This window comes from Methanoculleus sp. UBA374, assembly GCA_002508705.1.
GTDB classification, from domain to species: Archaea; Halobacteriota; Methanomicrobia; order Methanomicrobiales; family Methanoculleaceae; genus Methanoculleus; species Methanoculleus palmolei.
Window position 1 is genome coordinate 1 of sequence record DAYL01000034.1, and the last position, 18993, is coordinate 18993.

The window sequence follows — 18993 nt, forward strand, 5'->3', positions numbered from 1 at the left end:
TGTTAAATAAAAGAACTCAATATGTGTCATTTGTTAATAGATAAACATTTATTAATGCCCATGAAACCCGGTGCTCTTCCCGCACCCTTTGCAGGGGTATAGGGATGCATGAATCGAGAATCGAAGGCGTTCGGGCGGACCGCGACGGGATGATTGTGCCTTTCCCCTCCGGGACGAGCGGGCGGGAGATTGAATGCTGGTAAGAAACCTCTTTGTCCCCTCTTCATGCCCTCAGGGCGGCAGGGTGACCACATACGTTCTATGGCCGGAAAGCCGGAAGGTTATCATCCGGATCACGAAACCGGAGTGTTTCACAGTTGAAGAGATCTTTAATGCGGAACTGGAACAAGGTACCGGGGAAGACGAGCTGGTGTTCTCACGATTCGGGGTGAACGGATACCTGGGCGTGGTATTCAGAGCCCCGGTGCTGGATAAAGCATCGGATACGATGCAGTTGACATATGCCGTCGAGGCCGAAGACGGCCTTGGCGAAGTGCATACAAAACGGGTGAACCTGATCGGCTCGCCGGTACACGGCCCTCGTCTCGCCGGTGATTCCCCCGGGCCGGCCCTGTCCGCCACAGGGGGCGCCCGGGTTCATAACGAACGGGATCTGGTCTCTGCCGCAATAGAGCGTATCTACCGCACCATGGGTGTTATCGATGCCGAATTACGGGAGGAGTTCAGGATCGAAGGTCGGCAGATGACGATCTCCTGCAGCGAGCGGATACAGAGATACGACATGGTCCTGATACCCGAAAAGACGTATCTTCTCCCTAAAACGGTGAAATACACGCATGTCGTCCCGTTACGGGTCGCCATCGCCCGGCTGCCGAAACTGGTTCCGGTGCCCGAAGCGGTTGTAACGGCCGACAGTGCATATAAGATCAAGCTGAACCGCCTTGTCCCCGGCGAAAGGTACCTCTTCTCCCTGGAGTATGCTCTCGACAATCCTGAGTTTCTGGATTTGATTGTGGAACGGTCGCATTGCAATACTCTCTCCACCGGTCCCGACGGCGCCCGGAGTCTCTACGAATTCGGCGTTCTGTTGAAATACCCCGGTCTCCTGAAGCACAACGATGCCTCCCTGGTCTTCCGCGACATCGAGGCAGGGGTGGAGATCGATATCCGCCGGGACATCCCGGCAAGGTCGCACCTGCAGTCGTGCGAACGAACGATTGCACGAGACTTGCAGGAACTCTGTGCCGATCCTCGGTTCCGCTGCTCAATCGAGGTGAGGGGGGATTTTGTGTACGCCGGCTGCCGGCGGTCCGCCGATCCGCTGCCGGAGTTCGTGCACGTTGTGCTGCGAACGGATCTATCTCCGGGCAAACCCGCAGCTGCCGGTACGTTATCGTATAAGCGTCGGCATCTTAGGTCTGAAGATCGTTGAAGGGGATCGCACGGGGCTCTCACGCGAAGATGGGGGCGGTGCGCGGCCGTAGCGTTCCGGACCGGCACCTCTGCCCCTTCTCTCCAGAAAAAGATGAATCGTCTTACCGGTGCGCGAAGTAGGCGCTCACCCGTCCGCCGTCCGCCGAGTCGACCCGGGCAAACCCGATCCGCTCGAACTGGACGACGTTATCTCTCTCCCCGGCGACCAGGGGTTCGCAGAACCCTTCGAGGCTCCCCTCCTGCCGGAGGAGGGTGCAGGGAAGGTTCGCATCCGCCGGCAGCCACTGGATGATCGGCGCCTTATCCCGCCGGGCATCCTCAAGCGAGTCCCCCGCGTAGGAGACGCGCGGCAGATCTCCGTCCCACGCGATCCTGACGTTGTAGAGGTCTTTTAACCGGACCATGCTCTTTCCTTCGATATCCGCCTTCGGGAGGAGGACCCTCCCCCCGGCGACGAGGGTCCGGGCCCCCCGGGAGGGATCGCCCGGGTGAAGAGCCGCATGGGCCTCGCGGCACGGGGCCCCCTCCACGACGACCTCGACCGGGTCGGGCACAAAGAAGTACCGGTTCGCCTTCGGGTCGACGATCTCCTTGTTCCGGGAATAAAGGTTCTCCCACGAGAACGATATATCGGTCTCCCCGATCCCGATATCGATCATGGCGTTCCGAACCGCCTCCGCCTTGATGCCCCGGCGTGCAATCGCCCGGAGCGTCCCGAGGTGGATATCGTCCCAGCCGGTGTAGAGGCCGCTCTTGATCCCCTCGCGCATCCCCGACGTCGAGAGGACGACCCCCGATATCCCCATCCTGCCGTAGTGGCGATAAACCGGCGGCTCCCAGCCGAAGTAATCGAAGATGTAGCGCTGCCGCCGCGTGTTTGCAATGTGGTCCTTCCCGCGGATCACGTGCGTGATCCCGAGCAGGTGGTCGTCCACCGCAACCGAGAAGTTCATCAGCGGAAAGACCGTGGCGTCCACTCTCGGGTGGAGGGGCGCGTTCACGATCCTCATCGCGGAGTAATCCCGCATCGCCGGGTCGGGGTGGGTGAGGTCCGTCTTCACCCGGACGGTCACGTCGCCCTCATAGAACTCGCCGTCGAGCATCTGCTGCCAGAGTTCCAGGTTCTCCTCCACCGTCCGCTCCCGGCAGGGGCACGCCTTCCCCCTGAGTTTGAGTTCCCGGAAGCGTTCCGCCTCGCAGACGCAGACGTAGGCGCCGCCGAGTTCGATGAGCTTCCTGCACCAGTCGTAGTAGATGTCCAGCCGGTCGCTCTGGTAGACGATATCTGTGATCCCGAGCCCCAGCCACTCGACATCCTCAAGCACCATCCCGTATGCCTCCGGATCAACCCTTCTCGGGTCGGTATCCTCGATACGGAGAACATACCGGCCCCCATACCGCCGCACATAGTAATCGTTCAGGACGGAGGCCCGGGCGTGCCCGAGGTGCAGCGGCCCGCTCGGGTTCGGTGCGAACCGCATCACCACACCGTTCCCGGCGCCGGGCAGGGCGGGCAGTTCCCGCGACGACCGCTCATGCGTCTCGGCGAGCTCGTCGAGGAGTTCGGGGGCTATCTCGAGAAGAAGGCTCTTTCGCTCCTGCTGACTCATCGCCGCCACCTTCGCGATCACCTTCGCCGCAAGAGGACCTACCTCCCGGGCCCGGCTCCGGAACTCCGGGTGCTTGCCGAGCACCGTACCGATGACCGTCCCGCTCTTCGGGGTGTCGCCGTACTTCACAGCGTTCTGAAGAGCGTAAATGAGGAGCAGGTGCTCGATATCGGCGTCCATGATATCAGAATCCCCGATTGACAAAGTAATCGGCGATATCTGCAAGGAGATGCTTCTCCTCGGTGTCCGGGAGGATCGCGAGCGCTTCCTTTGCAACGGTCGCCCGCTCGATGGCCTTGGCCCTGACCTCGTCGATGATGCCCGCATCCTTCAACCGTGCGATCAGGCCGTCGGTCTCCGCGTCCGAGAGAGCCCTCCGGTACGGAGCGAGGTCGATCCCTTTCTCGCGCGCCCTGATTGCAATCAGGGTCTGCTTCCCTTCCCGGATGTCCGATGCACGGTCCTTGCCGGTCACCTCGGCGCTGGCGAGAAGATCGATGAGATCGTCCTGGATCTGGAAGGCAACGCCGCTGTTTAACCCGAACTGGTAGAGGGCATCGGCCTGTACCGAGGTTGCACCCGCAAGGATTCCCCCGATGGCGGCAGACGCACCGTAGAGCACGCCCGTCTTCTTGCTGATCATCTCCAGGTATTCGAGATCCGAGACATCGTCTCTCGCTTCAAACGCCATATCCATACTCTGCCCCTCGCAGATCTCGGTGCATGTCCGGGCGAGCATCTTCGTGGCCCGAATTTTTGCTGCATCTTTGGATTCCGAGAGACAGAGATACTCGAATGCCTTCGCATACAGCACGTCGCCCGCAAGGATGGCCGTCGGCTCATCCCAGACCGTGTGCACCGTCGGGACGCCGCGCCGCACGGCGTCGCCGTCCATGATGTCGTCATGGATGAGGGTGAAACTGTGCGTCAACTCAAGCGCGAGGGCCGCCGGGAGCAGATCGTCCGAACTGCCTTTCCTCACCGCATCCGCAGCAAGGAGAACGACCGCCGGGCGAAGACGCTTCCCGCCTGCAAGCAGCAGGTGGGCGCTCGCCTGGAAGAGGTCGCCATGGACATCTCCAAAGTAGCGGTGGATCACCTTGTCGATTATGTCAGCATTCTTCTCCAGGTAGTCTTCAAGCATCGTCATATCTCATCACCTACTTTATCACTATGTTTTGCCCGTTCCGGAGAATATGAAGGTCGTTTCCGAGCGTATACCCGATCTCCTCAGCGAATTTCGCATACTCTCCGGTCATACCGATATCGCCGTGGGACGGGATGACGTGCTGGGGATTTAAGAGGTGCAGGAACTCGTAATGGTCCTCCTTGTAAGCATGACCCGAGACGTGCAGGTCATCGAAGATCCGCACACCTGCCATCTTGGCACGGGCCTCGACGAGATAGCGCTGCCCGTAGTTCATCGGATTCGGGATCACTTTTGCCGAAAAGAGGACCTTGTCGCCCTTCTCCAGTTTGAACGGCGTGTCCCCCATCACAATCCTTGTCAGGATGGCGCCCGGCTCCCCCTGGTGGCCGGTGACGATCGGGAGGAACTTGTCTTTCCCGGTCTTCATGATCCGCCGCAGCGTCCGGTCGACTGTCCGGCGGTTGCCGAACATCGAGAGGCTCTCGGGAAACCCGACCAGTTTCAACTGCTCGGCTGCCGAACTGTAGCGTTCCATCGACCGCCCGAGCAGGATCGGTTTTCTCCCGATCTCGTGGGCGCACTCGGCGATGGTCTTGACGCGGGAGATATGCGATGAGAACGTCGAGACAAATATCGCGCTCTTATCGTCCTCGTAACTCGTGATGGTATCCCGCACGAGGTCCCGTGCGATCTTCTCGCTCGGACAGCGCCCCTTATCGGCAATGTTGACGCTCTCCGTGATGAGGGCGAGAACCCCCTCCTTCCCGATCTGCCGTAGCCTGGCGAAGTCCGGCGGTTCCCCGAGCACCGGGGTCCGGTCCAGTTTAAAGTCGTTCGCATAGACGATTGCGCCCCGCGGCGTATGCAGGACCGGGAAGACGGTATCGATGATCGAGTGCTGGGTCCGCACGAACTCGAGCGTGAGGTGCGGAGAGATGGTGTAACGCTGTCCGGCCTTCAGGACGAAGAGCTTATTGTTCACCCCGAACTTCTGTTCGCCCGCTATCTGCTGCCTGATCAGTTCCGAGGTATACGGCGTGCTGATGATGGGAGCGTTGTAGCGGTGCGCCAGTTTCGGTATCGCACCGATGTGGTCCAGGTGCCCGTGCGAACAGACGATCGCCTTGACGCTCCCTTCCACCGAATTCATGATGGTGTCGTCGGGAATGGCTTTCATCTGGATCAGGTCCAGTGAATGCATGTTCTCGATATCGGCATCCTCGTGGATCATCACCTGGTCGAGGCGCAGACCCATATCAAAGATGACAATCTCCTTTCCGCAGCGGACGGCAGTCATATTTCTGCCGACTTCGTTATACCCGCCCACTGCTATGATTTCAATATCCATGTATGCCTCCAAATTCGGATGTTTTTGTGGTTAGTCGCTTGTTTCAATCATTTGCCGGGTCAGTCCGGTTATATACGTCCGTGCATGGTGGAGGTCCCCTATCGTCCTGGACCCCGTCAGGAACATCGCCACCGTTAACTCGCGATGTATCGCCTCGACGGTCGCAAAGAGTGCTTCCTCGCTCTCCATGGCGGGTTTTAAGAGGGGGAGCGCCATGCCCCCGAGATCCGCCCCGAGCGCGATTGCCTTCGCGATATCGGTTCCTGAGCGCAGTCCGCCCGTTGCAACGATCGGGCCTCCTGCCGTCCGCACCTCACAGAGGCTTACCACAGTCGGTATGCCCCAGGAGAGGAACGCTTCCCCGAGATCGGCAAGTCCGGTGGCGTTCGCCCGCAGGCATTCTATCTTTGCCCAGGACGTGCCTCCGTAGCCGCCGATATCGATGGCACTCGCTCCTGCTCCCCGGATTGCCCGCGCAGTTCCGGCGGATATGCCGGAACCAGTCTCCTTCACGATGACCGGGTGGGAGAATTCTTCGCAGAGATTGCGGAGGGCTTCGAGGCACCCCTCCGCGTTATGATCGCCTTCCGGCTGAATCGCTTCCTGAAGTGGATTGACGTGGATGGCGATCGCCTGTGCATCGATCATCTCGACAGCCCGTTCCGCCCATTCGATGCCATGGTCGCGGAGCTGGATGATCCCGAGATTCGCGCAGAGGAAGGCATGTGGCGCCTCCTCCCGCACAACAACGAAACTCTCCTCCAGTTCGGGTTTTTCCAGTGCCGCTCGCTGAGAACCAACACCCATACCGAGATTGTACCGTTCGGCGGCACGTGCAAGCCGCCGGTTTACCTCGAGGGTGTCCGGATGTCCTCCGGTCATCGCTGCAATGAAGAGAGGAGAGCCGAGCGATGCGCCGAGGAACCGGGTCCCGGTCTCGATCGCATCAAGGTTGCATTCGGGAAGAGCATTGTGGACAAGCCGAACGTCGCCAAATCCGGCGTCGCCCGCCTCGATGGGTTTTTCACAACAGATGACCAGGTGATCTCGTTTCCTCGAAGATGTCGCGGTCTCTCCCGTCATCGTATCCCTCTTCCCGTTATGGTCGTTCCGCCGTGCCCGGTTTCGTCAAGGAATCGGGCGATCTTTGAGACATGAAAGATGTGCGACTCGATGCCGGCATCGGCGAGTGTGAGGAGTTCTGCAATCTTGCCCTGCATACCCCCGGTCACGTCGGTGTTGCTCGATCCGCCGATGGAGAGCGACGCCGCTGTGTCCCGGTCTATGCGCGGGACGACCGAGCCGTTCTGCAGCACGCCGGGCACATCCGTTGCAAGCCCCACGCGCCTGCTCCCGAGCGCTGCGGCAAGGCGGGTCACCAGCTGGTCCCCCGACACAATGCAGGAGCCCTTCAGACGGTCCATCACCACATCGCCGTGCAGCACGGGCACAATGCCGTGTTCTGTCATTTCGGCAATATGGCGGGTCTCCAGCGAGACCAGACGGCCGTCTTCGGTGAGAGCCAGATCGAGCGGGTGGATGCCGATCGCCTCGATGCCTGCATCCCGCAAGGCCTCGACGACCGCGGCGTTCAGGCGCACGACGGCGGCGTGCGTGTAGTAGACGCCGGGAACATTCTTCCCGGTGAGACCTTTGTTGATGCGGTAGCGCCGGGCCTCCGGGTGCCCGCATGACCCCGCACCATGGACGAGAACGAGTGCGGCGGCTCCTCGTGCGGCGAGCTGGCCTGCAATCTCGTGCAGGCGGGCGCGATCGATCGCACCGTCTCCCGACTTATCGGTGATCACGCTTCCTCCCAGTTTCAGTATCACGGTCTCAGTCATGCTTCTCTTTTCTCGCGCCGTCGGTGTCGATCGTGGTGATGATTGCTTTTCCTTCGCAGGCTTCGATGGCCCCGGCAACTCGGCTCTTTGCACGCCGCGGGCAGAGGGCGATTATACACCCGCCGCCCCCGGCCCCGGTTATCTTCGCTCCGTAAGCGCCGCTCGCCCTTGCCGCAAGCACGAGTTTACTGCTTATCGGGTGTCCCACCCCGAGGGCTTCCAGGAGGGCGTTATTCATGTCCATGCATTGCCCCAGTCCTTTCGGCTGGTTGATGTTATGGAGGGCGGTCAGCGTCACGGCCTCAATGGCGTCCAGTATCGGGTTTGCGATCTCCGGGTGCTTCCGATGAAGGGCCCCGACCAGCTCCACCATCTTCGCGGTGCTGTGCGGCACCAGGGTATTCCCCACGACGATCTGCAGGCCCTGCGGGGGGAGTCTCCGCTTGGAATTGCCGGTGATGAGGACCATTCCTCCGTTCGCGGAGACGTAAGTGTCCGTAGGGCTTGCCCGCCCGTTCTGGACCTTCTTCTCGATAGCATACGCGACGTCGGCGATGTATTCACGGGTGTGCCCGAGACCGAACTCGTCGTTGATCGCAGAGAGCGTCGCCACCGTCACCGCTGCCGATGATCCGAGCCCCGATGAACTCTGCAGTTGCGAATGGACGTAGACGCTGCCCCGGACGCCCATCCGCTTGAAACACTCATCTATGTAGGGCGATTTTGGGCGTGTCGGGTTCCGGGATTTTCTCACCGTGACAAAGACGCGGGGTTTTATCGCCATCGCGACCCCCGGCTTTCCATAGACCACTGCATGCTCGCCGAACAGGAAAACCTTGCCCGGCGCGCTCCACGTTGCCAATCACACCACCGCTATCGCCGCATACCCCACTACCTGATTATAGTCTCCCGTCACGTCGCCGCTGGTCGTATACCGTAAGAGTTCCCCCCGCTCCGCACCGAGCGACCGGCAGGCGATGCACATGGTCGAGATCGGGCCGTAGCCGCACACCGTAGCGCCGGTTTCTCGAAGTCTCCGGTAGAACTCCGATGTGTCCAGGTTTTTGAGCGCATCGATTGCATAGAGATCCTGCTGGCGGGCTATCCTCTCCGGGACATAATGGGAGAAATCGCTTGAAGCAACGACCCGCACGTCTCTTCCTGTCCGCTCCGTCGCCCGGAGTATCTGCCCGGCGAGATCAGTCGCCGCTTCGGGACTCTGGTCGCCCATCAGGATGGGCACAACCCTTGCTCTCGGGAACCGGTACTTGATAAACGGCATCTGCACCTCGATGGAGTGCTCGCTCTGATGGGATGCCTCATCTATCTCGATATCCAGCACGTCGACAAACGCCCCGTCAACCTCGACTATTCCGAGAGGCGTCTCCCACGGCACGGCAGAGGCGCAGGTCATGTACCCCCGGTGGCTTGGGCCGATGACAACGAACGTACCGTCAAAATCAGGTGATATGGTGGAGAAAGCACAGGCTCCGGTCTCCCCCGAGTAGATATACCCTGCATGGGGAGCGACGATTCCCCGGGCGTTGGTCTCCGGGGCCCTCTTCTGGAAGAACGTTTCCAGCAGTTGCTCCAGATGCCGGGGCTCGGCAGGATAGAACATTCCCGCTACACTGCATGGGCGCATATCCATCAAGGTTGAGCTCTTGTGCTTCGATCTTATAACTCTGTCTCAAAGTCTTCGGGAGTGAGCGATGTGGTCACACCGCGCAGGTGGAGCATCTCTTTCGTCAGGAGGTAGTAGATCATCGAGAGCGCCTTTCTGCCTTTGTTGTTTGTCGGGATGACCACGTCGACGTACTTCGTCATGTTGTTGGTGTCGCAGAGAGCAACAATCGGGATACCTGCCTGGACCGCTTCGTTGATCGCCTGGGAGTCGCCGATCGGATCGGTCACCACGATCACGTCGGGCTCGATGTACTTGTTCAGACGCTGGTTCGTGAGCATCCCCGGGATGAAGCGGCCGATGACCGCCATGCCGCCGATGGTGTCGGCGAACTTCTTTGCGGGGTATTGGCCGTACTGCCGTGAGGTGACGACCAGGATCTTTGCCGGTTCATACTGCGAGAGGAACTTTGCTGCAGTCTTAATTCTCTCGTCGGTTGCCTGGATGTCCAGGATGTAGAGCCCATCCCCGCGTACGCGGTAGATGAACTTCATCATGTCCTTGCTCTTCTGCTGGGTGCCGATGTGCACACCCGCTGCGAGGTACTCTTCCACAGGTACCAGTGGTTCTTTCAGTTCGATTTCAAGTTCGTTTCCCGTCAAGTTAGATCAGCTCCTCTATGCGAATAAGTTCGTTCAGTTTGGCTATCCGTTCCCCGCCGACCACGCCGGTCTTGATGAAGATGCATCCGAATGCGGTGGCGAGATGCGCAATCGTCGTGTCGGTGGTCTCTCCGGACCGGTGGCTCATGACCGTCTCCATGCCGTTTTCCTGGGCGAGGTGGATTGCCTCGTAGGTATCGGTGAGCGTTCCGATCTGGTTGGGTTTGATCAGCACGCAGTTTGCCGCGTCCGTCTCGATGCCTTTCGTGATCCGCTCGACGTTGGTTACGAAGAGGTCGTCGCCGCAGATCAGGCAGCGGTCCCCGACCTGATCGGTCAGTTCGGCGAATCCGCTGAAGTCTTCCTCAAAGAGCGGGTCCTCGATGTAGATGAGGTTGTAGCGGTCGACGAGGTCCGCCATGTAGGCGATCTGGTCTTCACGCGTCCGGTCGGCATCCTTGTAGTGATACTGTCCGCCGTCCCAGAGTTCGCTTGCCGCCACGTCGATTCCCATCCGGATCTCGACGTTCATCTCGTCGGAGACCGTGGCGATTGCTTCGCTGATGGTCTCGAATGCCTCGGTATCGGATATGGCGGGCGCCCAGGCGCCTTCATCTCCTTTACCGGAGAGTTTGCCCCGCTCCTGCAGAATCTTCTTTACGGTGCGGTGAACGGCGGCGTTTGCGAAGACCCCCTCCGTTGCGCCGGAAGCCCCGGTCGGAACCACCAGAAACTCCTGGATGGATGTGGCGTTCGGAGCGTGAGCCCCGCCGCCGATGACGTTGCCGAGGGGGAGAGGCGTCTCTCCGGCAAATGCGCCGCCCAGGTAACGGAAGAGTTCCAGGTTAAGGGACGATGCCGCTGCCTTTGCACACGCAAGAGAGAGTGCTACGGCAACGTTTGCGCCGATTGAACTGAAGTTGGGCGTTCCGTCGTTCTCCCGGAGCAGTGCGTCGAATGTGATCTGATCGTGAGTGTCCTCACCGATGAGCGATGGAATCAGGTTTTTCCGTGCGTCCTCGATAGCCTCGCGCGGCGGCCGCACCCTTGCCTCATAGGTCCCGGTGCTTGCGCCGCTCGGTGCAGCAGCCCGTCCGAAGCCGCAGTCCGTGTAAATCTCCGCCTCAACGGTTTCGTTTCCACGGCTATCCAGGATCGGTCTCAAGATAATCTGTTCGATGGTCGTCATCAGATCACTACTTTCTCTTCACCGTTATAGGGATCACGCCTTGATCGAATTCTTCAAGTGCGATCTCGAGCGGTTCCGTCTTCGTCGTTTTAACCAAAACCGGTGCACCCATCGATATCTGCAGAGCACGAGCCCCTATAATCCGCGCTCGTTCGTATCGGGTATATGATTCCATCGTGCAGCCTCAAAATCATTAATAATTAAATGGGGTCGCTGAGATTTGAACTCAGGTCACAGCATCCCGAACGCCATAGGATAGTCCAGGCTACCCCACGACCCCTCATTGATACGGATTCAGGTCCTCCACTACTTCCTTGTGCGTCAGCAGCATCCGCCTGCAACAGTACCGCTCCAGACCGAGGTCGTCGAGGATCCTTCCCGGATCCTCGCCGGCATCTCGCCGCTCCTTGAACTCTTTCCAGGCTGTAGAGATGACCTTACCGCATGTAAAACATCGTACGGGTATCATATCCGTTATCCTGCATCACTTATATCTCTTTTGTCTCACCGGTAGGACTTCTGGAATCTTGCCCGTGCACCCCGACCGTGCGGTTTCTTGGTTTCTTTCTGCCGTGAGTCATTCACGAGCAGAGTCCGGTCGTATGCGAGGAACGCGTCCTTGATCCGGGGATCGTTATGCCACTCCACAATGCCGCGCGCAAGCGCTGTCCTGATCGCTTCGGCCTGGCCCATCATGCCGCCGCCTGCAACATCAATTGCTGCGTCAATACCGTCGAGTGCGTTCGGGATCAGCAGCAACGGTTCGGCGATCTTCATGCGCGTCAACTCGTTCCCGTAGATCTCCAGGGGCACGGAGTTGATACGGACCCGTCCGTTGCCGGATTTCAGGGTCGCCCTGGCGATTGCCGTCTTTCTCTTCCCGCTTGTATTGATGATCTTTGCCACTCCATCACCTCATTTAATATTTTGCTCCGAGGTTGGTACTTATTGCCCCGATCGTCAGGTATCTCGGGCTGCTCAGCCGGTCGATATGAGCCGCTTCGAGCGTTTCGGTCTCCACTCCGGAGAACTCCACGGGAACGCCGACATAAGCCTTGATCCGCTTGAATGCGGCAATGCCGCGCTCACGCTTGTAAGGGAGCATGCCCCGGATGGTGCGCTTGACGATCTGGTCGGGCCTGCGCGGGAAGAACGGGCCGCCTTCCCGGGACCCGCGCTCGCGCTTGGTAGTGTAGTTCGCGAGCACGTGCGCCCGGCTTCCGGAGACGATCGCCTTTTCGACGTTCACAATGGCAATCTCCTCGCCGGCGAGCGCGCGCTGTGCGATCATGCTGGCCATTCTTCCGAGCAGTAGTCCGTCTGCATCGATAACTGTAACCATTCGTCTCACCTGAGGATCCGTACCTTGCTCCCCTTCGGGTTATCTCGAATGAGGTCCTCGATAGTCATGCACGTCCCGTTGGCGCCGGTGATCTTGCTCACCGCAGCCTCTGAGAAATCCAGTGCGGCGATCTTCACCGGCAGACTGAGCGCGCCGCTGCCGAGCACCTTGCCCGGCACCAGGATCGTCTCGTCTTCGTTCGCATAGCGGTCGATCTTACTGAGGTTTACCTCGGCGTAGTTCTTCCGGGGTGCATCCAGCCTCTTTGCAATCTCGCGCCAGATGTTCGCCTCATGTACGCGTGACGCATCCTTCAGCGTCACAATGAGTGCGGCCAGCCGGGGGTTGGATTTAGTCTCGCTTGTCTTCTTCATGAGTCCCCTCTCCCGTTATCTCGTTCATCACGTCTACCAGGTCGTCTGATGATTTCTGGATATATTGTAGCGCTCTCTCGATGATCTCCCGGACGGGCATCGATCCATCGCCTTCCACCACGAAGATGAACCTCTCCGCGTCGGTACCGATATGGACGGCCGGTTCATTGCCGATACCGCCGGCAAGGCACGCCCGCTCGCAGAGTTTGCAGAGGGAACAGGATTCCAACCGTCCTTCGATGACCCGGACCTTTCCCTGTCCCGTTTCGAGGACATGGCGTGGGCATTCATCGACGCACATCCCGCACCCGTCGCACAATTCGTCGATGGTAATCACGGGGTAGTTTTTGTACCCGCAGACGGTGGTCGCCTGCCATTTCGCATGCTCTTTTCCGGTACCGAGGATCGCTTGCGCTTCGAGAACAACCTTCTGTTCTTTGGCGAGATCGATGATGGGAATGCTCCCCTCTACCGGTGCCGCGTCGGGGTCCTGGGGTATCAGGTCGCTTGAGTAGACCGTTTTCGGCCCCTCGGCGGAGAGCGTATAGGTCGCGGTGCAGACCGGACAGCCGGCGCCGTTGCAGGCGCACTCGCTCCGTGCCGCGTAGCGTTTCAGGTCGGTTCGCAGGGGAATGAGCCCCAACCGGTGCGCCAGCATCTCATCGAAGAGGACGCTGGTGTTATCATATACGCGGACATCTTCTATGGCGAGCGTCGGCACTTCGCTGATCATCGCCCGTCGGAGCATATTGGCGAACGACGTGGAAACGCCGTTTAAGATGAATTTGGCGACTCTCTCATCCAGTCGAGAAAACGCTATCTCCATTACACTCTCCTTCCTCGCCGTCCGCCCTTGCCGCGGATGCTGTCGTGGGGCACCGGGGTGACGTCTTCTATGCGGCCGATCTTCATCCCTGCGCGGGCAAGGGCACGGATCGCTGCCTGAGCGCCGGGACCGGGGCTCCGCTGTTTGCCGCGGCCCGGTGCACGAACTTTCACGTGGACGCCGGTGATCCCCTTGTCGCGTGCATTCTGTGCGACCTGGATTGCCATCTGCATGGCCGCATACGGCGAGCTCTCGTTCCGGTCCTGTTTCACGACCATGCCACCGCTGCTCTTGGTGACCGTCTCGGCTCCGGAGAGGTCGGTGACGGTGATGATGGTGTTGTTGAAGGAGGCAAAGATGTGTGCAATGCCCCATTTCTCTTCTGCCATGGGTTTACCTCACTCCTGCACGGACGATGCGGCTTCTTTCGGGGTGGACCTCGTTCGAGAGCGGAGAGGGGCCGTAGTAACCGATCTCCATTTCTTCGGCTCTCTCGACCCGGTAACCGGGCACGGTCACCCGGCGGCCGGCGATTGCGATGTGCCCGTGCGTAATGAACTGGCGGGCCTGCTTGGGCGAGCGTGCGAGTCCTTTCCGGAGGACCAGCGTCTGGAGGCGGCGATCGAGCTGCTGCTCGACCTTCAGGGCGAGAGCGTCGCCGACATCGGCGCTCTCACCGACGAGACCGTAGCGGTAGAGGTGGTTGATGAATTGATCCTTTTTCTTCTGATAATCCTCCGGGCTGAGGCCTCCCGATCGCAGCGCCACCAGTTCACGGGCTGCGGCCCGGTACTTCCGGAGCACGCTCTGCGCCTTCCAGAGTTCACGCTTGTTCCGGAGCCCGTAGTCGATGATCAGCCGCTTTTCGTCTTCAAGTCTTGTCTTCTCGAACCGCCGCTTGGGCGTCGCATACTGCTTGTAACTCTTTCCGGGATATCCCATTCAATCACCGCCTTACTCTTTCTTTCTCTTGACGCCGACTGTCGTACCGGTTCTTCCGGTGGACTTGGTGCGCTGGCCGCGGACCTTCTGTCCTGTCTCGTGCCTGATGCCGCGGTAACTGCGCATCTTCCTCATACGGTTGACATCATCGTCATTCATCATGGAAAGATCGGTCCCGAGAAGGTGACGGACTTCCCCGGTATAGACATCCTTTGGACGGTTCACCATCCAGTCGGGTACCTGTTCGGTATACGTATCGACGGTGTTTGCGATCCGCCCGACCGTCTCGTCGTCAAGTTTGCCGAGCACGGCGTGGGGGTCCACGCCAGCAAGGGCGGCGATGGTGCGCGACGTATGCGGGCCGATGCCCTTGATCCCGGTCAGTGCTATGTGCACCGCCTTCGTGCCGTCGAGATCAGTGTTCCTGATTCGAACAAAGTATTTTATCTCTTCATCATCCATGTGATCGCCTCATCATCGACGTTGTCGGTGAAAGCGCTGAGGGAGGGATTTGAACCCTCGAGTCCCAGGGGGACACAGGTTTAGCAAACCTGCGCCATACCAGGCTTGGCTACCTCAACATAGAACTTCGCATCTTTCGATACTCGCAACACACGGGGTGCTGCTCCAGACACAGCATTCTATGACTTGTGCCTATTAATTTTAGTACGATACCCTAATAATAATTGTGGTGGTGTCAGGGAGACGGACGGGCCCGCTTGACCCCGCTTCCGATCAGCCCCGAGGCGACGATGGGGAGTGCTATCGTCGCGTCGCAGAAACACTGGACGCGCGGGGACTCCGGCGCCTCCTTGCCCCAGCTGATCGCCTCTTCAAAGGTGCACCCGGAGAGGCCGCCCCAGTGGGGGGCGTCGGTGGTGTACTGGATGGCGTAGGCATGTCCGCCAAGGTGTTGTTCGTGAATTGAGGCGATGACCTGAGTCTGCTGGATGAAGTTCTTCGGCACACCGCCGCCGATGTAGATGACGCCGGTCTTCCTCGACTCTTCGACCATGCGGGTGATCTCGTCGGTATCGGCGATCTGGTCGATCTCGATCTCGACCCCACGCCGGCGGGCCATGACGAGGGCGATGCCGATGGACGAATCGCCGAGAGCGGGAATGAAGATCGGGACGTCGTATTCGGCGCAGGTGGCGATGAGCGACCGCCCTTCCGGCTGCCGCTTGCGGAGCCACTCCCCGAGGAGCCGGATGAACTCCCGCGACGACCCCCGGAACGGCGCGAGCTCGTCGGCAAACCGGGCGATCTCCGCATCGATGCTCCGGAACTCCTCTTCGTAGGCAAAGACGTCGTAGATCCGGTCGATCCCCTCTTCGAGGAGCGCCGCGTCGTCGGCGTGGTGGTTGCCGAGGTAGTGGCGCACGCCGAGGTGCTCGCAGGTGTCGTGAAAGATGTTTGCGCCCGTCGAGACGAGGACGTCGACGTAGCGGTGCCTGACGAGTTCGATCAACACCGTTTGCATTCCTGCCGGGATCATCGCCCCCGACAGCCCCATGAATATCGTGCAGTCCGGATCTTCGACCATCCTGGTCCAGACGCCGAGCGACTCCCCGAGTTTCCGCCCCTGGAAGCCGGTCCTGCTCATGGACAGAAGAAGTGCCGTTACGTCCGTGTTCGGTTTGACTGGCTGCGTTGGTATCATGGATACATCCTGATTACCCGTTTCTTGTTGCAGAACCATAATGATTGGCACCCGTCCGGAAGAACGAAGCGAAGTTTCTGGAAAGATCGTGCACGAGATGCGGTCGGTGCAGGTTTCGCCCCTTTAATTTCGACCTACAGAAATCCACTAAAAGGGCTCTCTTCGGTCGGGGATACCCTCATGTCCAGGACATTCGACCCGGAAGGGTGACCGGCGAGGGTCACCCTGGAGGGTTTCGCCTGGAGCCACAGCGGCGACTGAGCGTCAGAAGGTCAGTTAGATAAGGCTGGTGGTGCTGGGAATGGGGGCACCGATGGCGCCCGGCGAAGCCTGGCTCCGGTCCCCCTTTAATCAGTCCTGTTAAGCAAAACAAACGCCGGCGTTGGCCCCCGGGCCCGAAAAAGAGGTGGTCTTCAGGGCCCCGTTCACAGGGCCTGAACGAGTGAGTTCCTGGTAACAACGCCCGTGATCTTTCCGTTCTCCGTGACCGGGACGGAACTGATGCTCTTCTTGAGCATCAGGGAGATGACGTCCGAGACGTCCGTACCCGCATCCGTCGAGATCAGGGGCGTGCTCATGATGTCGCGCACAAGGAGGTTTCTGATCCGGTACTCCTGCCGGGTCCCCTCCACGATATCCTTGAACGCATAGAGCGCCTTTGCGACATCGGTCTCCGTGACGATCCCGAGAACTTTGTCGCCGTCCTCAACGATGAACCGGTTGATGTTGCCGTCAAGCATCCTCCTGCGGAGGTGGACGGCCCGCTCCTCGGCCTGGATGGACTGCACCGGTTCCAGAACGTCCTTGATGCCGCCTGCCGGCCGAAGCACCTTCAGGAGGTCGCCCGCCGTCACCTGTCCGATGAGGCGGTGCTCGGCATCAAGAACCACGACCAGCTTGTAGTGCTGGAGCAACGGCACCAGAACATCGATGCTCTGGTCCGGGTATGCGGAGGTGAAGTCTTCTTCGACCGTGTTCGCGACGTGAATGGATGTGGCTTTCAGTGCCTGGGTCTTCTTGCTCCCGAGCGTCTCAGCAATCGCCGCCCGGGAAGTCGTGCCGATGACCGTGCCGTTGTTGGTCACGATGAGCGGATCGACCCCCTGATCGAGCATTTTTTCGAGCGCTTCGCTGACAAAGGCAGACTTTGCGATGGCGATCGGTTTTGCCATCACGTCTTTGACAAGTACCTGATATTTGTCGCTCATTTTGCCACTTCCTTAATGATATCGTCTCTCTTGAGCACGCCCCGGATATCACCGTCCTCAACGACAACGAGGCTGTTGATCTGATTTTCGAGCATCAGCCCGGTGGCATCCTGCAGGGATGCGCCGGGGGAGACGGTGATGACGGGGCGGCTCATGATGTCCTCTGCGACTGCCGATACCTCGACGACGTATCTGAATCGTTTCTGCCCTGCCGGCTCCTCTTTCCGGAGGAGAGTGATGTCTTTTCTGGGCAGGTTCATCCGTTCGTCCAGATACTCGTAGAATGCAAGGTTACTCTCCGTAATAATGCCGGCAAGGCTTCCATTGTCGTTAACGACGATAAGTTTATCGTTTTTCCCCTTAATCGTGTCGATGACATGGTCCAGTGAGTGATACCGGTTGACCGTGACCGCATCCTCCATGATCTCGTCGACCCGGGACGAGAGCCCGAGTACATGGGCGGAGCGCATAACATCCAGTTTGGTGACGATGCCGGTCACCTTGCCGTCGGCGACGACAGGCAATCCCGATATGTCGCGGTCAAGCATCGTTGCTGCAATCTCGCGAATGCCGGTCTCCGGCGTTACGGTGATCGGCGTTGGCGCCATCAGGATACTGACCGGAATCCGGTCGATTGGGCGTCGTCGCCACATCGGTTCCGTCTGCCTGAGTCGATAGGCGATGTCCTTCTTGGTGAGGATGCCCCGGAGTTCATCCCCCTCCATGACGGGAAGTCTTGATACACGGTGTTTAAGCATCAGGTTTCGCGCATAGGCAACGTTATCGGCCGGTGCAACGACATACACCGGACTCGACATCACGTCAATGGCACGCATGTTCCTTTCACTCCTCTGCAAATGCCTTCACGAGGTCGTATTCCGTCACGAGTCCGACAAGGCGTGAATCTTCGATAACCGGAAACGCACCGATACGTCGCCGGATCAGCTCGATGGCGACGTCGTGGATATTTCGGTCCAGTGTGGTGGTGTGCAGTTCCCCGGAGAGGAGCGACCGCACCGGCGCCCCCATCACCTCGGCGGAGTCCCCGGTCGTCAGTTGTTCGAATGCTTTGCCTTTGCCGAGGTAATTCATAATATCGGTAGCGGTAACGATACCGCAGAGAACCTCGTCCACGACGACCGGAAGCCGCCGGAACCTGCACTTCACCATCTCTTCACAGACCTTGCCGATAGGGGTGTCGGGCCCGGTGACGCGGACCGATGACGTCATCACATCCTCCACCGTGCGGCTCGAGTGCTCGGTGGTGAGCACCTTCATCACGTCGCGCTCGGTCACGATGCCCTTCAGGTCTCCCCCTCCGTTGACGATGGGGATCCCGCCGATGTTCCGATTGACGATGATCTCGACCGCATCGGCAATGCTCCCGGATACGGGCATGGTGACCGGGTGCGCGGTCATAATCTCGCGCAGATCCTCGTTGACGGCGGCAAGGAAGTTTCCCCCGTGCTTCACCTGCACAAGATTCGATTTGTCGCCGCCGCCCATGAAGTCGATGATGTCGCTGACGGTCACGATCCCGCGGAGGCGGTGCGTACCCGCGTCGACGACCGGCAGCCTGCGGAACCCTTCCCTTGTCATGATCTCGACTGCCTGGATGATCGAGGTGGTCCGCTGTGCCACGACAACATCTCTTGTGGCGATCGCCATGACTTCGCCTTCGTGCCCGGCGACCCTCGTCTTGAAATCGACAGGCCCGCGTTCGCCTTTCCCCGGCATCTTCAGGAGCCGGTCGGCCGGTTTCTTCTCTGAGTTATTGGAGTTCGGTTGCATAGTATCACTCTTTTCGGAAAGATAT

23 protein-coding genes and 2 tRNA genes are annotated in these 18993 nt (G+C 59.6%); 1 reads left to right on the plus strand and 24 read right to left on the minus strand.

Annotated features, from left to right (window positions below):
- Positions 1-193 precede the first annotated feature (193 nt).
- Complete coding sequence (locus BRA42_RS13275; protein ID WP_292410300.1) at positions 194-1393, plus strand: hypothetical protein; 1200 nt, start codon at positions 194-196, stop codon at positions 1391-1393.
- A 103-nt stretch (positions 1394-1496) separates the two neighbouring features.
- Here BRA42_RS13275 and BRA42_RS13280 read toward each other — a convergent pair whose 3' ends face one another.
- From BRA42_RS13280 to BRA42_RS13395, 24 genes are all read right to left on the minus strand, one after another.
- Positions 1497-3185 (minus strand): glutamate--tRNA ligase, encoded by a 1689-nt coding sequence (locus BRA42_RS13280; RefSeq protein WP_342770541.1) that lies wholly within the window; start codon positions 3183-3185, stop codon positions 1497-1499.
- Between the two features lie 4 nt (positions 3186-3189).
- On the minus strand, positions 3190-4155 hold the full coding sequence (locus BRA42_RS13285) for a polyprenyl synthetase family protein (RefSeq protein ID WP_292410299.1): 966 nt from the start codon (positions 4153-4155) through the stop codon (positions 3190-3192).
- A gap of 10 nt (positions 4156-4165) precedes the next feature.
- Positions 4166-5503 (minus strand): RNase J family beta-CASP ribonuclease, encoded by a 1338-nt coding sequence (locus tag BRA42_RS13290; RefSeq protein WP_292410297.1) that lies wholly within the window; start codon positions 5501-5503, stop codon positions 4166-4168.
- A gap of 30 nt (positions 5504-5533) precedes the next feature.
- The gene (gene fni, locus BRA42_RS13295) at positions 5534-6586 is read right to left on the minus strand and encodes a type 2 isopentenyl-diphosphate Delta-isomerase (RefSeq protein WP_292410295.1); all 1053 of its coding nucleotides are present in this window, start codon (positions 6584-6586) and stop codon (positions 5534-5536) included.
- Positions 6583-7347, minus strand: a complete 765-nt coding sequence (locus tag BRA42_RS13300) for an isopentenyl phosphate kinase (protein ID WP_292410293.1) — start codon at positions 7345-7347, stop codon at positions 6583-6585. The genes fni and BRA42_RS13300 overlap by 4 nt, the downstream gene beginning before the upstream one ends.
- On the minus strand, positions 7340-8209 hold the full coding sequence (gene mvk / locus BRA42_RS13305) for a mevalonate kinase (RefSeq protein WP_292410291.1): 870 nt from the start codon (positions 8207-8209) through the stop codon (positions 7340-7342). The genes BRA42_RS13300 and mvk overlap by 8 nt, the downstream gene beginning before the upstream one ends.
- Entirely contained in the window at positions 8210-8998 is a 789-nt protein-coding gene (gene amrB / locus BRA42_RS13310) for an AmmeMemoRadiSam system protein B (protein ID WP_292410289.1), read from the minus strand.
- 26 nt (positions 8999-9024) lie between these two features.
- Positions 9025-9633: a 30S ribosomal protein S2 gene (rpsB, locus tag BRA42_RS13315; protein ID WP_292410287.1), complete on the minus strand. Its 609-nt coding sequence runs from the start codon at positions 9631-9633 to the stop codon at positions 9025-9027.
- A gap of 1 nt (position 9634) precedes the next feature.
- Positions 9635-10822 (minus strand): phosphopyruvate hydratase, encoded by a 1188-nt coding sequence (eno, locus tag BRA42_RS13320; protein ID WP_292410285.1) that lies wholly within the window; start codon positions 10820-10822, stop codon positions 9635-9637.
- Positions 10823-10829: 7 nt separating this feature from the next.
- Entirely contained in the window at positions 10830-10997 is a 168-nt protein-coding gene (locus BRA42_RS13325) for a DNA-directed RNA polymerase subunit K (RefSeq protein ID WP_292410283.1), read from the minus strand.
- 30 nt (positions 10998-11027) lie between these two features.
- Positions 11028-11102 (minus strand) — tRNA-Pro (locus tag BRA42_RS13330).
- Positions 11103-11291: a DNA-directed RNA polymerase subunit N gene (locus tag BRA42_RS13335; protein ID WP_292410281.1), complete on the minus strand. Its 189-nt coding sequence runs from the start codon at positions 11289-11291 to the stop codon at positions 11103-11105.
- 35 nt (positions 11292-11326) lie between these two features.
- The gene (locus tag BRA42_RS13340) at positions 11327-11728 is read right to left on the minus strand and encodes a 30S ribosomal protein S9 (RefSeq protein ID WP_292410279.1); all 402 of its coding nucleotides are present in this window, start codon (positions 11726-11728) and stop codon (positions 11327-11329) included.
- A gap of 13 nt (positions 11729-11741) precedes the next feature.
- Positions 11742-12164, minus strand: a complete 423-nt coding sequence (locus BRA42_RS13345) for a 50S ribosomal protein L13 (protein WP_292410277.1) — start codon at positions 12162-12164, stop codon at positions 11742-11744.
- A gap of 5 nt (positions 12165-12169) precedes the next feature.
- The gene (locus BRA42_RS13350; protein ID WP_292410275.1) at positions 12170-12538 is read right to left on the minus strand and encodes a 50S ribosomal protein L18e; all 369 of its coding nucleotides are present in this window, start codon (positions 12536-12538) and stop codon (positions 12170-12172) included.
- Positions 12516-13364: a DNA-directed RNA polymerase subunit D gene (locus tag BRA42_RS13355; protein ID WP_292410273.1), complete on the minus strand. Its 849-nt coding sequence runs from the start codon at positions 13362-13364 to the stop codon at positions 12516-12518. Before BRA42_RS13355 ends, BRA42_RS13350 begins: the two co-directional genes overlap by 23 nt.
- Positions 13364-13753 (minus strand): 30S ribosomal protein S11, encoded by a 390-nt coding sequence (locus tag BRA42_RS13360; protein WP_209729628.1) that lies wholly within the window; start codon positions 13751-13753, stop codon positions 13364-13366. The genes BRA42_RS13355 and BRA42_RS13360 overlap by 1 nt, the downstream gene beginning before the upstream one ends.
- 4 nt (positions 13754-13757) lie before the next feature.
- Positions 13758-14306, minus strand: coding sequence for a 30S ribosomal protein S4 (locus tag BRA42_RS13365; RefSeq protein ID WP_292410270.1), 549 nt, complete (start codon positions 14304-14306; stop codon positions 13758-13760).
- 12 nt (positions 14307-14318) lie between these two features.
- Positions 14319-14768 (minus strand): 30S ribosomal protein S13, encoded by a 450-nt coding sequence (locus tag BRA42_RS13370; RefSeq protein ID WP_292410268.1) that lies wholly within the window; start codon positions 14766-14768, stop codon positions 14319-14321.
- Between the two features lie 34 nt (positions 14769-14802).
- Positions 14803-14887: transfer RNA gene (locus tag BRA42_RS13375), tRNA-Ser, on the minus strand.
- 116 nt (positions 14888-15003) lie between these two features.
- The gene (locus tag BRA42_RS13380) at positions 15004-15969 is read right to left on the minus strand and encodes a deoxyhypusine synthase (protein ID WP_292410266.1); all 966 of its coding nucleotides are present in this window, start codon (positions 15967-15969) and stop codon (positions 15004-15006) included.
- A gap of 425 nt (positions 15970-16394) precedes the next feature.
- On the minus strand, positions 16395-17177 hold the full coding sequence (locus BRA42_RS13385) for an HPP family protein (RefSeq protein WP_292410263.1): 783 nt from the start codon (positions 17175-17177) through the stop codon (positions 16395-16397).
- Complete coding sequence (locus tag BRA42_RS13390) at positions 17174-18013, minus strand: CBS domain-containing protein (RefSeq protein WP_292410261.1); 840 nt, start codon at positions 18011-18013, stop codon at positions 17174-17176. The genes BRA42_RS13385 and BRA42_RS13390 overlap by 4 nt, the downstream gene beginning before the upstream one ends.
- A gap of 7 nt (positions 18014-18020) precedes the next feature.
- The gene (locus BRA42_RS13395) at positions 18021-18968 is read right to left on the minus strand and encodes a CBS domain-containing protein (protein ID WP_292410259.1); all 948 of its coding nucleotides are present in this window, start codon (positions 18966-18968) and stop codon (positions 18021-18023) included.
- Positions 18969-18993: the final 25 nt, after the last annotated feature.

Coding starts and splice junctions, on each gene's coding strand:
- BRA42_RS13275 (WP_292410300.1), top strand. CDS start 194: ATGCTGGTAAGAAACCTCTTTGTCCCCTCTTCATGCCCTCAGGGCGGC.
- BRA42_RS13280 (WP_342770541.1), bottom strand. CDS start 3,185: ATGGACGCCGATATCGAGCACCTGCTCCTCATTTACGCTCTTCAGAAC.
- BRA42_RS13285 (WP_292410299.1), bottom strand. CDS start 4,155: ATGACGATGCTTGAAGACTACCTGGAGAAGAATGCTGACATAATCGAC.
- BRA42_RS13290 (WP_292410297.1), bottom strand. CDS start 5,503: ATGGATATTGAAATCATAGCAGTGGGCGGGTATAACGAAGTCGGCAGA.
- fni (WP_292410295.1), bottom strand. CDS start 6,586: ATGACGGGAGAGACCGCGACATCTTCGAGGAAACGAGATCACCTGGTC.
- BRA42_RS13300 (WP_292410293.1), bottom strand. CDS start 7,347: ATGACTGAGACCGTGATACTGAAACTGGGAGGAAGCGTGATCACCGAT.
- amrB (WP_292410289.1), bottom strand. CDS start 8,998: ATGGATATGCGCCCATGCAGTGTAGCGGGAATGTTCTATCCTGCCGAG.
- eno (WP_292410285.1), bottom strand. CDS start 10,822: ATGACGACCATCGAACAGATTATCTTGAGACCGATCCTGGATAGCCGT.
- BRA42_RS13325 (WP_292410283.1), bottom strand. CDS start 10,997: ATGGAATCATATACCCGATACGAACGAGCGCGGATTATAGGGGCTCGT.
- BRA42_RS13335 (WP_292410281.1), bottom strand. CDS start 11,291: ATGATACCCGTACGATGTTTTACATGCGGTAAGGTCATCTCTACAGCC.
- BRA42_RS13345 (WP_292410277.1), bottom strand. CDS start 12,164: ATGGTTACAGTTATCGATGCAGACGGACTACTGCTCGGAAGAATGGCC.
- BRA42_RS13350 (WP_292410275.1), bottom strand. CDS start 12,538: ATGAAGAAGACAAGCGAGACTAAATCCAACCCCCGGCTGGCCGCACTC.
- BRA42_RS13355 (WP_292410273.1), bottom strand. CDS start 13,364: ATGGAGATAGCGTTTTCTCGACTGGATGAGAGAGTCGCCAAATTCATC.
- BRA42_RS13360 (WP_209729628.1), bottom strand. CDS start 13,753: ATGGCAGAAGAGAAATGGGGCATTGCACACATCTTTGCCTCCTTCAAC.
- BRA42_RS13365 (WP_292410270.1), bottom strand. CDS start 14,306: ATGGGATATCCCGGAAAGAGTTACAAGCAGTATGCGACGCCCAAGCGG.
- BRA42_RS13370 (WP_292410268.1), bottom strand. CDS start 14,768: ATGGATGATGAAGAGATAAAATACTTTGTTCGAATCAGGAACACTGAT.
- BRA42_RS13380 (WP_292410266.1), bottom strand. CDS start 15,969: ATGATACCAACGCAGCCAGTCAAACCGAACACGGACGTAACGGCACTT.
- BRA42_RS13385 (WP_292410263.1), bottom strand. CDS start 17,177: ATGAGCGACAAATATCAGGTACTTGTCAAAGACGTGATGGCAAAACCG.
- BRA42_RS13390 (WP_292410261.1), bottom strand. CDS start 18,013: ATGCGTGCCATTGACGTGATGTCGAGTCCGGTGTATGTCGTTGCACCG.
- BRA42_RS13395 (WP_292410259.1), bottom strand. CDS start 18,968: ATGCAACCGAACTCCAATAACTCAGAGAAGAAACCGGCCGACCGGCTC.